Annotated in this window: 10 protein-coding genes; 3 read left to right on the top strand and 7 right to left on the bottom strand. The window is 57.5% G+C overall.

Annotated elements, in window-relative coordinates; all coding sequences use genetic code 11:
• Positions 1 to 12: 12 nt before the first annotated feature.
• Both LPW13_RS01645 and LPW13_RS01640 read left to right on the top strand, forming a co-directional pair.
• Positions 13 to 597, top strand: coding sequence for a MarC family protein (locus LPW13_RS01645; RefSeq protein ID WP_230437715.1), 585 nt, complete (start codon positions 13 to 15; stop codon positions 595 to 597).
• 431 nt (positions 598 to 1,028) lie between these two features.
• Entirely contained in the window at positions 1,029 to 3,713 is a 2,685-nt protein-coding gene (locus LPW13_RS01640) for a TonB-dependent receptor plug domain-containing protein (protein WP_230437714.1), read from the top strand.
• Between the two features lie 72 nt (positions 3,714 to 3,785).
• On the opposite strand, the gene LPW13_RS01635 is transcribed toward LPW13_RS01640, so the two are convergent.
• Positions 3,786 to 4,994 carry a CDC27 family protein gene (locus LPW13_RS01635; protein WP_230437713.1) on the bottom strand — a complete coding sequence of 403 codons (1,209 nt, stop codon included), beginning with the start codon at positions 4,992 to 4,994 and terminating at the stop codon, positions 3,786 to 3,788.
• Positions 4,995 to 5,165: 171 nt separating this feature from the next.
• Between LPW13_RS01635 and LPW13_RS01630 the strand changes: the two genes are divergently transcribed.
• Complete coding sequence (locus LPW13_RS01630) at positions 5,166 to 6,701, top strand: peptide MFS transporter (RefSeq protein ID WP_230437712.1); 1,536 nt, start codon at positions 5,166 to 5,168, stop codon at positions 6,699 to 6,701.
• An 88-nt stretch (positions 6,702 to 6,789) separates the two neighbouring features.
• Here LPW13_RS01630 and LPW13_RS01625 read toward each other — a convergent pair whose 3' ends face one another.
• From LPW13_RS01625 to infB, 6 genes are all read right to left on the bottom strand, one after another.
• A complete protein-coding gene (locus LPW13_RS01625; protein WP_230437711.1) occupies positions 6,790 to 7,617 on the bottom strand; it encodes a sulfite exporter TauE/SafE family protein in 828 nt (275 codons plus the stop codon).
• Between the two features lie 268 nt (positions 7,618 to 7,885).
• Complete coding sequence (gene pnp, locus LPW13_RS01620; protein ID WP_230437710.1) at positions 7,886 to 10,003, bottom strand: polyribonucleotide nucleotidyltransferase; 2,118 nt, start codon at positions 10,001 to 10,003, stop codon at positions 7,886 to 7,888.
• 251 nt (positions 10,004 to 10,254) lie between these two features.
• Positions 10,255 to 10,524, bottom strand: coding sequence for a 30S ribosomal protein S15 (gene rpsO, locus LPW13_RS01615; RefSeq protein WP_230437709.1), 270 nt, complete (start codon positions 10,522 to 10,524; stop codon positions 10,255 to 10,257).
• Positions 10,525 to 10,675: 151 nt separating this feature from the next.
• Positions 10,676 to 11,626: a tRNA pseudouridine(55) synthase TruB gene (gene truB / locus LPW13_RS01610; protein WP_230437708.1), complete on the bottom strand. Its 951-nt coding sequence runs from the start codon at positions 11,624 to 11,626 to the stop codon at positions 10,676 to 10,678.
• Positions 11,626 to 12,033: a 30S ribosome-binding factor RbfA gene (gene rbfA, locus LPW13_RS01605; protein WP_230437707.1), complete on the bottom strand. Its 408-nt coding sequence runs from the start codon at positions 12,031 to 12,033 to the stop codon at positions 11,626 to 11,628. The genes truB and rbfA overlap by 1 nt, the downstream gene beginning before the upstream one ends.
• 150 nt (positions 12,034 to 12,183) lie before the next feature.
• Positions 12,184 to 15,021 carry a translation initiation factor IF-2 gene (gene infB / locus LPW13_RS01600; protein ID WP_230437706.1) on the bottom strand — a complete coding sequence of 946 codons (2,838 nt, stop codon included), beginning with the start codon at positions 15,019 to 15,021 and terminating at the stop codon, positions 12,184 to 12,186.
• Positions 15,022 to 15,128 lie beyond the last annotated feature (107 nt).

The raw sequence follows: 15,128 nt of genomic DNA, 5'->3' as shown, positions 1-15,128 counted from the left end.
TTTGAGCACCATATGGACACATTAACCGCCTTCCTCACCCTCCTCTTCGTCATGGACCCCCTGGGTAACATCCCGGTGTTCCTGTCCGCCCTGAAGAACGTCCCCCCCAAACGCCAGCTCTATGTGATCATGCGCGAGCTCATTTTTGCGCTGATTGTGTTGCTGGTGTTCCTCTACGGCGGGCGCTTTGTGCTGGCCTGGCTGGGGTTGTCGCAGGAGGCGATCCGGATTGCGGGGGCGATTATTCTGTTCCTGATTGCGATTCGGATGGTGTTTCCCATCGAGGGCGGCATTATGGGTGAGCGGCTGGAAGGGGAGCCGTTCTTTGTACCGTTGGCGGTGCCGCTGGTGGCGGGCCCCTCGACAATGGCAATTTTGATGCTGATGACCAACAGCGAGGGGGAACAACTCTGGAATTGGACGCTGGCGTTGCTGGGCGCTTGGGGGGTCTCCGCGGTTATTCTGCTGGCATCATCCCCCTTGGCGAAATTGCTGGGGAACCGGGGTTTGATCGCCGTAGAGCGATTGATGGGGATGGTATTGGTTATGCTGGCCGTGCAATTGTTTCTCGATGGAATGAAACAGAGCTTAGGCTAATCGGTTCGCATCTCATACGGTGTGCGGGGCTCAGCCCCGCACCACACTCGTAATACCCTCAGCGCCCACCCCTACCCATTTTCAACGAAAAAAATGTTATTTGCAGTTAAAAAGTCTGAAAATATTCCAACTTACAAACAATTAGGCCAAGATGGCTCGCCCTATCATTTTAGTTACACTCATCCTAAATTTTTATTAAAAATCGCAATCCCCTCATAATTTTTACGTCTATAAGCGACAATCTCCCCCCACCTCCGAACACAAAGCAACCACACCGGTCAATAAGCAACCACCTTGACTGAATCGTACGCGACTCACAAATGTCACGTTAGTTCCCTAAAAGATTTACATCCTTTAAAGTCACGCCGCACTCAAATTACAACAACCAGATAATTTCTTTGTAAGTGCCCCAAGTACATAAAGGATGCATTATGATCAAGACCAAGTTGAGTATTGCTGTTGCAGCATTCAGCGCTGTCGCCGCTGCTGGCGTATCAGCCCAAGAAGCGGTTCCCGGCCCTACCGTTGAAGAAGTGATCGTTACCGGCTCTCGCATTGCCCGCGATCCGCTCTCCACTACTGGCCCCATCACTATCGTTGATTCCGAAGCGATCAGCCGCTCCGGCGTCGGCACCATCGACGAGCTGCTGAACCAGCTGCCGTCCATGGGCACCACCGGCATCAACGCCAACGACAACAACGGCGGCATGGGTCTGGCATTTGTCGACCTGCGCAACCTGGGCTCTGCTCGTACTCTGGTACTGGTAAATGGCCGTCGCTTCGTATCCTCCGCATCCGGCGTTAGCTCCGCGGTTGATATGAATAACATCCCGGTAGACATGATTGACCGTATCGAAGTTCTGACCGACGGTGCATCTGCGGTATACGGCGCCGACGCGGTTGCCGGTGTTATCAACGTCGTGATGAAAGATTCCTACGACGGTCTGCGCATCAATGCGCGCGCCGGTTCCACCACTGAAGGTGGCGGCGAGAACGGCGAGATCTCCTTCACTTTCGGTAACGAAGGTGAGCGCGGTAACTTCATCGCCAACATTTCCCACAGCCAGCGCGATGAAATCACTTACAACGATCGCGACTGGGCTGGCCTGCAGAGCTCCATGTCTCCCAACGGCAACATCCTGACCAGCTACGGCAACTTCGCGATCGGCGAAGACGGCGTATCTCTGGGCGAGTACAGCACTTACGACATCGGCCAGCACATGTGGCTGTCCGGCGCGATGGAGCGGACTTCTGCGACGGCATCCGGCACTTTCTCCCTGACCAACTCTGTTGAGCTGTTCGGTGAAGCGAGCTACACCACCAAAACCACCAATCAGCAGCTGGCTGCACAGCCTATGTACGCTGGTAATGGCTTCGAGTTGGATGCGGAAAAACACCTGCCGGCTGAAATCCAGTCCCAGCTGCAAGAAGCCTGGCAAGAAGCCTACGACGCATGGGAAGCCAATGGCTCCAACCCGGATGACGAAAAATTCCCCTACCCGGGCGACACTTGGGCTTACGGTATCGGTGACGATGGCATTGACGGGTTCAATGACCTGCGCATCCGTCCAGTTGCCGGCGGTACCCGTGACTCCGAACAGAAAACCGACACTTACCGTTTCCTCGGCGGTATTCGCGGTGACCTGAACAACGGCTGGAGCTGGGACGCATTCGCAAGCTACGGCAAGAACGAAGGCGAGAACGTTACTGCAAACTCCTATAACAAGACCAAGCTGAATGAAATTTTCAGCGGTGAAGCAGGTCTGGATTACGAGTTTGCCGGTGGCATGAGCCCGGAAATCATCAACTACTTCAGCTACGACGACCGTGAAGACAACGAGTACGAGCTGATCAACATCGGTGCGAGCCTGACCGGTGACATCGAAGCGGTTCAGTTCCAGGGCGGCGCACTCGGTTTTGCTACCGGTGTGGAATACCGTGAAGAGTCTGGTGAGTTCAACCCGTCTCCAGAAACCCAGAGCGGAGAGACCTTCGGTAACCAGCAAGACGCCACCGGTGGCGAGTACGATGTTGCTGAAGTATTTGCCGAATTCAACCTGCCGATTCTGGCGGGTGTGAAAGGCGCCGAAGAGCTGACTGCCGACGTAGCCGTGCGCTACTCCGACTTCAGTACCTTCGGCGGCGAGAGCACTGGTAAAGTTGGCCTGCTTTACGCGCCGATCGAAGACGTGCGTATACGCTCCAGCTTCTCCACCTCTTTCCGTGCACCGGGCATCTACGAGCTGTTCAGCGGTAGCGCCCAGAGCTACGAAACCCTGACCGACCCCTGCAGCACCGGCGAAGCCAACACCAAGGGCCAGGGTGCCTACTGTGACAAGGTCAGCCCGGGCTTTGAACAGGCTGGCAGCCAGGTTCCGACCAACATTGGCGGTAACCAGGAACTGCAACCGGAAGAAGCGGAATCCTTCACTTTCGGTGTCGTCTGGACTCCGAGCTTCGTAGACGATCTGTCCATCACACTGGACTACTACGACATCTCCGTAGAAAACGCGATCACCAATCCGGACCTGCAGCGTATCCTGGACGACTGCTTCCGTGACGGTATCGCAACTGCCTGTAACTCTGTTACTCGCGGTGCCGGCGATCAGATCGTTCGCCTGGAAGGTGCGCAGATGAATATCGGTCAGATCGACACCCGCGGTGTTGATATCGATATCGTCCAGAACCTGCACTTCGACGCCGGCCGTCTGGCGCTGCGTGCTCAGGCAACCCGTATGCTCGAGTACACCGAGTACAACGAACAGACCGAAACTGAATCCGATTACCTGGGTGAAGTAGGTCTCACCGGCGGTATGTACGTCGATTGGCGCGGTCTGGCTAGTGCCACCTGGTACGGCAACGGCTGGGATGCGGGCATCCAGGCACAGTACTTTGACAGTGGCATCAGCGCCTCTCCGTACGAGCTGGCGATCGATAGCCAAACCTACCTGAACCTGCGTGGTGGCTGGGATGCGACTGACTCTCTGCGCGTATCTGCCGGTCTGGACAATGTAACCAACGAGGAGCCGCAAGACACCTCCGGTTACAGCGACTGGAACAGCTTCTACGACTTCCAGGGTCGTTACTACTGGGCTGGTGTTTCTTACCAGTTCTAAGAGCTGACTTCGGTCACACTAAAAAGGGGATGCCGCAAGGCATCCCCTTTTTTATTGCTCAAAGATTTTTTTCTATTTCCCATCCCGCAACACGTCCAGCTTGCGCGAATAGGCCTGTCTGGTACCCGCATTCTCCGCCAGGGAAAACGCTTGCGAAAGATGCGTACGGGAATCGTCGTAGTCTCCCAGCCGATAGCTGGTAAGCCCCATCAGAAAATGGAAGCGATGGTCGTTTTCATGCTGCCATAGCGCCCGTTTCAGCTGCTTTCTGGCGGAGCGATAATCTCCGTGTTCGTAGGCATTGCGTGCCTGATAATAGAGGAAGTACGGGTTGCGCTCGCGGTGATAACGGGAACGTCCAGCGTAGTAATCGGCCAGCTCATTACGCTGTGCATTCCGATACAATCGCTCAAGGTTACTCAGCGCGATGGCGTGCCCCGAGTCCAACACCAAAGCCTGCTGATAACCCTGCTCCGCCAGATCAAAAAGCCGGTTACGGCTGTACAGCGCCCCCAGATTCGCCCACAGGTCGGCGCTGCCGGGCTTCAGATCCAAGGCCTTGCGCATATAGCGAAACGCATTCTCCTGATCTCCCTCCTGCATCAGCTCCAGGCCGCGATTACTGTAATACTGGGCAAGTGCTTCGATATCGGAGAGCTTCCGTTGGTCATAAAGAGGATCGTAGGCAGCGAGATTGAAATCCACGACCCGGCGGCCGCGGACATTTTCAGACACCATATTGATATGGCGGTACACCACAAACGTGCGCGCCTCGTCATGATCCCAGACCGGTGGCACCTCCGCCTGGTTGAAGCTGGCATCCGCCCCCAGAGCCCGCGCCATGGCCACCATCATCAGGGTAAAGGCCATGCAGTTGCCTTTCTGCTGCCGGTAGGTTTCCTCGGCGGTCAGTGTTGCCTGGGCATCGTATTCGACGACAAATTCGCGGTTCTGGAAAGCCCGCAGTAGCGCCTGCAGGCGCGCATCGCCGCCTGCCCCGGGGGAGATCTGCGCGAGATAGGCGCGCATCTCCGAGGATAATGTCAGGGTGCCGTCTTCGGGTAACGTGGCGATGTCAATGGGACTACCCAGCAACGCGGTACCAGTGAGCAGTGCGTTCGTATCAATGCGAGGGGCAGATTGTGGTGGACTGGCAGCACAGCCTGCTAGTACGGCAGCACCGAGAAGAAACCATGCCGTCAGGGGGCCGGAATACCGGCGCTTCAGGCTTATTTGTGACTGGTTCCACCGCTGCAGTGCAGAATTATGCGGGGTTTTCATCGTTATTTTCCCCATTTGATTTCCCGAAACGGTAGTTTTCCACTATTCCTGTCGTGATGGAATCCTTTTTGCAGTTGCATGCCCTGTTTCATTTGTAACCATTCGCCTGATTTAAACACCGCTGGTAAACTCGGGCTGTTTACTAAAGCTATAACAACTGGAATCCCTGATATGTCGTCAAATACGCATCAGAACAGTGCCGGCTTCTTCGGCCACCCCAAGGGGCTCTCGACCCTCTTCTTTACCGAAATGTGGGAGCGCATGAGTTACTACGGCATGCGGGCGCTGCTGGTCCTGTTTATGACCGCCAGCCTGCAGCAGGAAGGCCTCGCCTTTACGGTAGCCGCCGCCACCGCCATCTACGGCCTCTACACCGGTGCGGTGTACTTTCTGGGGCTCCCCGGCGGCTGGATTGCCGACCGGCTGCTCGGCGGCCAGAGAACCGTATGGTACGGCGGCATCATCATCATGTGTGGCCATATCGTGCTGGCCATCCCCAGTGACAGTACCTTCTTTATCGGCCTGATCCTGGTAGCTACCGGTACCGGCCTGTTGAAGCCAAATATCAGCGCCCTGGTGGGTCACCTCTATGCACACGACGACGTACGCCGTGACAGTGGCTACGCGCTCTACTACATGGGCATCAACATCGGCTCCATGCTGGGTTACCTCGTCTGTGGCTACTTCGGCGAGAAAATCGGCTGGCACTGGGGCTTCGGCGCTGCCGCGGTAGGCATGGGCATCGGCCTGATCCAGTACCGCAAGACCATCGGCAACCTGGGGGATGCGAGCCTGAAGCCGGAGCACCCGATGACGCCGGAAGGCGCCAAAAAGGCCTGGGGAGCGATCTGGGCAATTGTGGCCATTGTTACAGTGGTTGCCGTGCTGTCCATCGCCGGCGTGATCATCATTAACCCGGTGGCAGTTGCCCAGAATACCGCCATCATCTTCACCCTGATCTTCTTCGCCTACTACGCCTACATCTACTTTGGCGGCAAGCTGAGCCAGGTGGAAAAAAAGCGCATGTGGGCTCTGTTCCTGGTGTGTATTGCTTCTGCCTGCTTCTGGTCCGGCTTTGAACAGGCTGGCTCCTCGCTAAACCTGTTCGGCCGCGATTACACCGATCGCCTGATCGGCTCCTTCGAGATCCCGGCGTCCTGGTTCCAGAACGTGAACCCGATGTTCATCATCATCCTGTCACCGTTCTTCGCCGCCCTGTGGATCAATCTGGGCAAGCGCATGATCTCCCCGTCTTACGGCATGAAATGTGCGATCGGCCTGATGATCATGGCCAGTGGCTTTATCGTCATGTTCTTCGCGGCCCAACAGGCGGCACAGGGCCTGAAAGTCGCCCCCATGTGGCTGGTAACCACTTACTTCCTGCATACTGTGGGTGAACTGTGCCTGAGCCCGGTAGCCCTGAGTGCGGTGAGCAAGCTGTCTCCACGCCGCTTCGCCGGCCAGATGATGGGTGTGTTTGTACTCACCTACTCCATCGGCAATGTAATCGCCGGCCTGCTGGCGGGTAACTTCGATCCAGAGAATGTCTCTGCACTGCCCAATCTGTACATCCAGATCGCAATATTCAGTATTGGTATCGGTGCGGTAATTGCGCTGATCAGCCTGAAATCCAAGACTTGGGAAGGTGAGGGGCAGGATCACATTGAAGCGGTGGAGCCGGCGGAAGCGCCAGCGAAGACCGTCTGATCTGAAGACGCTTATTCAAGCTGAAAAAGGCCGCTGCGGGAAACCGCAGCGGCCTTTTTATTGCCTTATTCCCTACAATGGGGATTGGTCAACTCGCCAACACGGCCGTGTAGTTCAGCCAGATAAACCGCGCACCGATAATAAACAGCAATCCGGCAAAGCAGTTCTTAAGCAGCTGTGGCGACAGCCGGTGGGCCAGAATCGCGCCCAAGCGGGCAAACCAGGTACTGGCCAGTACAATACCAAGAAACGCCGGCCAGTAGATGTAGCCGGTACTCCACTCGGGCAACTGCGGGCTGTTCCAGCCCTGTACCGCAAAACTCAATGCACCGGCTACCGCGATGGGCAGACCACAGGCCGCAGAGGTGGCGACTGAACGCTGCATGATGACATGACAGCGGTTCAGGAACGGCACAGTGAGTGAGCCCCCACCAATGCCGAAGATCGCTGACGCCCAGCCGATAAACGCACCGACCGCGGACAATCCCACCCTGCCCGGCACGCGGCTGCCGTCGGTGGGCAGCTCGGCTTTGCGCAGTCCATCCCGCCACATTTTCAGGGCGATCCCCACGGCAAAGACACCAATCAGCAATTGCAGCCAGGCGCCACTCAGCCAATCGGCGGTCATGCCCCCCAGCCAGGAGCCGATGAGAATCCCCGGCGCCATGGCGGCAAAGATCTTCCAGTCCACGGCGCGCTTGGCGTGATGGGTACGGATAGAGCTGATCGATGTGATGATGATGGTGGCCAGCGATGTGCCCACCGCCATATGGGTGAGGATCTCCGGGGCAATCCCCTGGGCGGTAAATACCAGTACCAGTGCCGGTACGATGATCAGGCCACCACCAACGCCGAACAGACCGGCGATGGTCCCCGCCGCCATACCCAGCACCAGATAGATCAGTAAAATTTCCATGACTTTCTCCTTAAGCCCCGATGAGCCAAATTCAGGGCAAAAAAAACGGTGGCCTGTAGCCACCGTTCTTGGATCCGCCCCCGCACCTTTCAACAAAGTACGGTGGCGGTCAGGCACCGGGTATTCACTTTTGAAACCGCTGTAAATACATCCCTGTACGCTGCGTCGGCGACATCCCTGTCGCCGACGCTTTCAAAAGTGAATCCCCGCCACCTGCCCTTCTCATTCGGCTTCAGGTATTTATCCCGAACTGAATGGAAGGTGAGGATTACTCCTCGCCAGTAGCCTCATCCGCCTGTTCGGCTTCTTCAGCTTTGGCTTCCTTGATGGACAGCTTGATGCGGCCGCGCTGGTCTACGTCCAGTACCTTGACCTTCACCATCTGACCTTCGCTCAGGTAGTCGGAAACCGCGTTGACACGCTCTTCCGCGATCTGGGAGATATGGACCAGACCGTCTTTACCCGGCAGGAAGTTAACGAATGCACCGAAGTCCACAATGCGGACCACTTTACCTTCATAGATAGCCCCAATTTCGGCTTCCGCGGTGATTTCCTCGATGCGGGTGACTGCCGCTTCCAGGCTCTCACCGTCTTCACCGAATACCTTGATGCTGCCATCGTCTTCGATATCGATGGAGGCACCGGTCTCTTCGGTGATGGAGCGGATGGTCGCACCGCCTTTACCGATCACGTCGCGGATCTTGTCCGGGTGGATCTTCAGGGTGGCGTAGCGCGGTGCGTTCTCGTTGACCACATCGCGGGAGGTGCCGATTACCTTGTTCATTTCCGCCAGGATATGCAGGCGTGCGTGCAGGGCCTGCTCCAGCGCGGTTTCCATGATCTCTTCGGTGATACCTTCGATCTTGATGTCCATCTGCAGCGCGGTCACACCAGAGGCGGTACCGGCTACTTTGAAGTCCATGTCGCCGAGGTGGTCTTCGTCACCCAGGATGTCGGTCAGGACCGCAACACCTTCGTCTTCTTTCACCAGGCCCATGGCGATACCGGCAACCGGCGCTTTCAGCGGGACACCCGCGTCCATCAGTGCCAGGCTGGAACCACATACGGAAGCCATGGAGCTGGAACCGTTGGATTCGGTGATCTCGGATACCACACGCAGGGTGTAGGGGAACTCTTCTGGATTCGGCAGTACCGCGGCGATACCGCGACGGGCCAGACGACCGTGGCCGATTTCGCGGCGGCCGGTTGCACCAACACGGCCCGCTTCACCTACGGAGTAGGGAGGGAAGTTGTAGTGCAGCATGAAGTAGTCTTTGCGCTCGCCTTCCAGGGCGTCGATGATCTGTGCATCGCGGGTCGCGCCGAGGGTGGAGACTACCAGTGCCTGGGTTTCACCGCGGGTGAACAGCGCGGAACCGTGGGCTTTCGGCAGTACGCCAACTTCTACGGAAATCGGACGTACGGTCTTGGTGTCGCGACCGTCGATACGGGGCTCACCGCGTACCACAGCACCGCGTACGGTTTTCTTCTCAAGCTTGCCGAAGTAGCTTTTTACGGTGCCTTCGTCCAGCTCTTCAGTGGCCAGGGCCGCTACCGCTTCATTGCGCAGTTCGCCCAGGCGGGTGGTGCGCTGCTGCTTGTCGGTGATTTTATAGGCTTCGGCGACTTTCTCGCCAAACTGAGCTTCCAGTGCAGACTTCAACTCTTCGTTGACCGCTTCCGGCTGCCAGTCCCAGGTGGGCTTGCCCGCTTCCGCTTTCAGCTCTTCACAGACCTTAACCACGGCCTGCATTTCCTGGTGCGCGAACAGTACTGCGCCCAGCATGATGTCTTCGGGCAGCTCGGCGGCTTCGGATTCAACCATCAGTACGGCGTCTTTGGTACCGGCCACAACCATGTCCAGCTCGGACTCTTTCAGCTCGCTGTAACGCGGATTCAGCAGGTAGCCGTCTTTCTCGGTGTAACCCACGCGCGCAGCGCCAATCGGGCCACCGAACGGGATGCCGGATACGGACAGCGCCGCGGAGGTACCGATCATACCGGCGATATCCGGATCCACGTCTTTTTCTGCAGACAGTACGGTGATCATCACCTGTACTTCGTTCATGAAACCATTCGGGAACAGCGGGCGGATAGGACGGTCGATCAGACGGGAGGTCAGGGTTTCTTTCTCTGACGGGCGACCTTCACGCTTGAAAAAGCCACCGGGAATTTTGCCGGCCGCGTAGGCCTTTTCTACATAGTGCACGGACAGCGGGAAGAAGCTCTGGTCAGGCTTCGCTTCCTTGGCACCGACAACGGTACACAGCACCACGGTTTCACCCATGGTGACCAGCGCGGCACCGGTGGCCTGGCGCGCAACCCGGCCAGTCTCGATGGTGACCTGCTGATTTCCGTACTGGAATGTTTTAGTTACTGGATTCACTAGACTCTTTTCCTGTTTCCTGTGCGTGCTGGCCCATTCCAGCAACGCCTTACCTACAGATATGAACAACACTCTGTTCATCTGTGCGCTGTACTTCACCCTACTTCGGTCCATACAAACGCGAAAATCCGCTGACGGCGCACCGACAGCGGAAATAGTTGCGGGCTGTACCCGCCTGCTCCGGGAGAGCCTCTCACGGAACACGAATTTTATATAGAACAATGCCCGCCAGAGGCGGGCATTGCAGGGTCTTAACGACGCAGGCCGAGCTTGGCAATCAGCTGTGCGTAACGGTTGAGATCCTTACTCTTCAGGTAATCCAGCAGCTTACGACGCTGGTTTACCATGCGGATCAGACCACGACGAGAGTGGTGGTCTTGCTTGTGAGAAGCAAAGTGACCCTGAAGCTTGTTGATGTTGGCAGTCAGCAGGGCTACCTGGACTTCCGGAGAACCGGTATCACCTTCAGACTGGCCGTGCTCTTTCAGGATGGCTGCTTTTTCGTTTGCAGACAGTGCCATAACGAATTACCTCGTTCGTAACATGCTTTAAAGATCCGGCTGGCCCGTGCATGTTTACAGACCAGCTAGTCGTCGTTTGCGGACATAGCCCGCTGTAGTCGCTCCACTCGTCATTCCGCACTAGATCCGGTATGACGACGGTGAGGAACGATTACTTTACCAACCGGCGGGGAGCGACCCGCCCGTCATCAGTAATCTCTCCAACGCCCAGAAATTCACCACTTTCCAGGAAAAGGCGCACCATATCACCTTCATCGCCCAAGCGGTAGACCTGCATATCCATTACCGGCTGGCCCTGACGCAGATAGTAACCCGTGTCGTCGTCGAGGGTCATTTGGGGCAGTCCCGAGGCGGGAGAGTCCACCGGCAGCAGGTGGTGATCCAGCACTTCCGCCCGATCTTCCCCACGCTCCTCAGTGAGCTCGTCCAGGGTGATTGAGTCGTCCTCGTGGTACGGGCCGGCAGCGCTGCGGTGCAGCTTCTCGACAAAGGCACCCACTCCCAGCGCTTTACCGAGATCTTCGGCCAGGCTGCGCACATAAGTGCCCTTGGAGCAGTGGACCTCGATTTCCGCACGAGGCAAGTTGTCCGCTGAATCGGCACTCGGGATAAATCGCAGCAACTCGTAAGAGTAGATTTTTACCTGCCGCGGCTCCCGCTCCACCTCGATCCCCTGGCGTGCCAGCTTGTACAGCGGCTGGCCATTGTGCTTGAGGGCGGAATACATGGAAGGCACCTGGCTGATGGTGCCGCGGAACGCCTCCATCGCATCGCGAACCTGCTGTTCGGTCACGCCAGAGGCATCGCTGGTGGACACTACATTGCCATCGGCATCACCGGTTTCCGTGGTCATACCCAGGCAGAAAGTGCTGCGATAGCGTTTGTCGGCATCCAACAGATACTGGGAGAACTTGGTGGCTTCACCGAAGCAGACAGGCAATACACCGGTCGCCAACGGATCCAACGCGCCGGTATGACCGGCGCGATTGGCAAAGAAGAGGCGTTTGGCTTTCTGCAGGGCGTCGTTGGCGGAGATGCCGGCGGGCTTGTTCAGCAACAGCACGCCATTTACCTGCCGGCCCCATTTTGGTCGGCGGCCCATCAGTCGTTGTCTTTCCCGCTGTCTTCGTCGCGCTCACCAGATTTACTCTGGTCCGACTTGACCGCCTTGTCGATCAGCGCCGAGAGTTGCTGACCCCGTACGGAAGTCTCGTCGTAGCGGAACTGCAGACGGGGAATGGTGCGAATCTGGATCGCCTTCGCCAGCTGGCTGCGCAGGAATCCCGCGGCCTTGTTCAGGGCTTCCAGAGAGGCATCGATCTTGCTGCGATCGTCTTCTCCCACCAGGGTGACATACACCTTGGCGAAAGCGAGGTCGCGGCTCACTTCGACGTCGTTGATATTGACCATACCAACCCGCGGATCACGCACTTCGTGCTGAATCAGCTGGGCCAGCTCCCGACGCATGGCGTCGGCGACGCGGTCGGCGCGGTGGAATTCTTTGGCCATTGTTTACCTATTCAGAATGGCAGGCGTATTGCCATTCCGGCGCATGCCGGAATCCAGAAAACACAGGAGGCCGACTAGCCCCGGTGCGGATTCCCTGGATTCCGGCATGCGCCGGGATGACGATTTTATATTCGCCGCGGTGACAGACAATTACAGTTCGCGAGCAACCTTCACGATATCGTAGACCTCGATCTGGTCACCGGACTTGACGTCATTGTAGTCTTTAACGCCAATACCACACTCCATCCCGTTGCGCACTTCCTGGACATCGTCCTTGAAGCGACGCAGGGACTCGAGTTCGCCCTGATAGATCACCACGTTGTCGCGCAGTACGCGGATCGGCTTGTTGCGGTATACGGTCCCTTCGATGACCATACAGCCGGCAATCGCACCAAACTTCGGAGAGCGGAACACATCGCGCACCTGCGCGATACCTACAATCTCTTCGCGCAGCTCCGGGTCCAGCATACCGGACAGGGCCTGTTTCACTTCGTCCAGCAGGTTGTAGATCACGCTGTAGTAACGGATTTCAACGCTTTCGGTTTCTGCCAGCTTACGTGCGGACACGTCGGCACGGGTATTGAAGCCGATCACGATGGCACCAGAGGTCAACGCCAGGTTGATATCGTTCTCCACGATGCCACCAACGCCGCTGGAGACCACATTGACGGACACTTCTTCGTTGCCGATCTCGGCCAGCGCGGACTGGATCGCCTCGAGGGAACCGCGCACGTCGGCCTTGACGATCACCGGCAGCACTTTCTTCTCGCCGGCTTCCATGTTGGCAAACATATTCTCCAGCTTCGCCGCCTGCTGGCGCTGCATGCGCTCGGAACGCTCTTTGTCTGAACGCTGCTGAGCCACTTCACGGGCTTTGCGCTCATCGGCTACCACCAGGAACTCATCACCCGCATTGGGCGTGCTATCCAAGCCCAGAAGCTCCACCGGCGTGGACGGGCCGGCTTCCTTGACGGATTTGCCCAGCTCGTTGGTCATGGCGCGGACACGGCCGTAAGCCTGACCCGCCAGCACGATATCGCCGCGCTTCAGTTCGCCGCTCTGTACCAGCAACGTGGCAACCACACCGCGGCCTTTTTCCAGGCGGGATTCGATCACTACGCCAGTTGCGGGTACGCCAACTTTGGTTTTCAGTTCCAGCATTTCCGCCTGCAGAGAAACCGCTTCCAGCAGTTCGTCGATGCCCTGGCCGGTATGGGCAGAGACTTCAATAAACTGTGTATCACCACCCCAGTCTTCCGGGATCACGTCCTTGGCAGCCAGTTCGTTCTTGACGCGATCCGGGTCCGCACCTTCTTTGTCGCACTTGTTAATCGCGACAACCAGCGGCACCCCGGCAGCCTTGGCGTGAGCCACGGCCTCTTCGGTCTGTGGCATTACACCATCGTCTGCGGCTACTACCAGGATCACCACATCGGTGGCCTGGGCACCGCGGGCGCGCATGGCGGTAAACGCGGCGTGTCCGGGGGTATCCAGGAAGGCGACTTCGCCCTGGCTGGTTTTCACCCGGTAGGCGCCAATGTGCTGGGTAATGCCACCGGCTTCACCGGACGCGACCTTGGTTTTACGGATGTAATCGAGCAGGGAAGTTTTACCGTGGTCAACGTGACCCATGACGGTAACGACCGGCGCGCGGCCTGCCTCTTCACCTTCTATATCCTGTGTTTGCGCAACCAGCTTTTCTTCAAGCTCATTCTCGGAGCGCAGTACGACTTTGTGGCCCATCTCTTCAACGATCAGGGACGCAGTTTCGCGATCCAGGCTTTGATTGATGGTGACCATTTCACCCATTTTCATCAGGTGCTTGATCAGTTCGCCGGCCTTGATATTCAACTGCTTGGCAAGATCGCCGACGGTGATCGTCTCGCCCAGTTGTACTTCGTACACTTGCTTTCCTGTCGGCCTTTTGAAGCCGTGTGTGTTCTTGACCTTGAGGGTCGGACGAGACAGCGAGCGGGTGCTGCGCTTTTCGTGCTCGTCAGATTCAAACGCTTCCAGCGCTGCATCGTACAGCGATGTCTTGCTGGTTTTCTTGGGACCGCTCTTGCTACGACGGCTGCGACGCTTGCGCGGTTGCTCATCATCGTCGCGATCATTGTCTGCCAGCTGCTTGCGGCGCAGCGAAGGCTTGACCGCAGCTGAGTCCGCTTCCGTGGCCGCGGGCTGCTGCTTGGCTTTCTCCGCACGCTCTTTCTGCTCTTGCTCAAGGCGCGCACGCTCTGCTTCCACGCGGGCCTTTTTCTCTTCCAGCTCTGCCGCTTCGCGCTCCGCTTCTTTCTTGCGGCGCTCCATGGCGGCAATACGCATGGCTTCGATATCGTCTACATAGGTAGAGCGGATAGGCGCGGGTTCGGGTTTGGGCTGGGGTTTTGCTTGAGGTTTGGGTTCTGGCTTGGCTTCGGACTCAGCCTCGGGCTTCGCCTCGGCAGCTTCGCTCTTGCTCTCGGCTTCAGAGGCCTTTTTCGCCGCCTCGGCAGCCCTGGCCTCTTCTTCTGCTTTTGCTTTGGCCTCTTCTTCGGCCTTGGCTTCCTCTTCAGCGCGGGCCTTGGCTTCAGCCTCGGCAGCTTCCGCCTCGAGACGAGCACGCTCTTCCGCCGCTTTTTCTGCCGCCGCAAGCTCTTCTTCCGCCTGCTGCAGCGCAGAGGTATCCGGCTCTTGCTCCTGCTCTTCCTCGGCGCGCTTGACGTAAGTGCGCTTTTTACGCACTTCCACATTCACGGTCTTGCGGCCGGTGCCAGAGCCGGTTTTGAGCGTGGTGGTCGTCTTGCGTTTGAGGGTGATTTTTTTCGGCGACGCGCCCTGCTCCCCATGACTGGTTTTAAGGAAGTTGAGCAGGACCTGTTTCTCTTCTGCGGATACAGGCGCATCTGCTGAAGTGTGGGGCAAACCCGCTTCCTGCATCTGCTTAAGCAGACGCTCTTCGGTGGCACCAACCGATTTGGCGAGTTCGCTAACTGTTACTTCGGCCATTCTCTCTCCTAAAAGTCTCTGGGTAGCGGCGCAGTCTTAATTCATTTTACTGCTCCGCCCTTGACCTGCTGAGCAGGCAATTCGGAACACACGGAACATCAACGTGT

It is taken from the genome of Microbulbifer celer, from assembly GCF_020991125.1.
Classification (GTDB): domain Bacteria; phylum Pseudomonadota; class Gammaproteobacteria; order Pseudomonadales; family Cellvibrionaceae; genus Microbulbifer; species Microbulbifer celer.
The sequence above is the reverse complement of the archived record's forward strand: the minus strand, read 5'-3'. Positions and strand labels throughout refer to the sequence as shown.

Excerpts from the sequence above, each read along its gene's own strand:
- LPW13_RS01645 (WP_230437715.1), top strand. The coding sequence starts at position 13 with ATGGACACATTAACCGCCTTCCTCACCCTCCTCTTCGTCATGGACCCC.
- LPW13_RS01640 (WP_230437714.1), top strand. The coding sequence starts at position 1,029 with ATGATCAAGACCAAGTTGAGTATTGCTGTTGCAGCATTCAGCGCTGTC.
- LPW13_RS01635 (WP_230437713.1), bottom strand. The coding sequence starts at position 4,994 with ATGAAAACCCCGCATAATTCTGCACTGCAGCGGTGGAACCAGTCACAA.
- LPW13_RS01630 (WP_230437712.1), top strand. The coding sequence starts at position 5,166 with ATGTCGTCAAATACGCATCAGAACAGTGCCGGCTTCTTCGGCCACCCC.
- LPW13_RS01625 (WP_230437711.1), bottom strand. The coding sequence starts at position 7,617 with ATGGAAATTTTACTGATCTATCTGGTGCTGGGTATGGCGGCGGGGACC.
- rpsO (WP_230437709.1), bottom strand. The coding sequence starts at position 10,524 with ATGGCACTGTCTGCAAACGAAAAAGCAGCCATCCTGAAAGAGCACGGC.
- truB (WP_230437708.1), bottom strand. The coding sequence starts at position 11,626 with ATGGGCCGCCGACCAAAATGGGGCCGGCAGGTAAATGGCGTGCTGTTG.
- rbfA (WP_230437707.1), bottom strand. The coding sequence starts at position 12,033 with ATGGCCAAAGAATTCCACCGCGCCGACCGCGTCGCCGACGCCATGCGT.
- infB (WP_230437706.1), bottom strand. The coding sequence starts at position 15,021 with ATGGCCGAAGTAACAGTTAGCGAACTCGCCAAATCGGTTGGTGCCACC.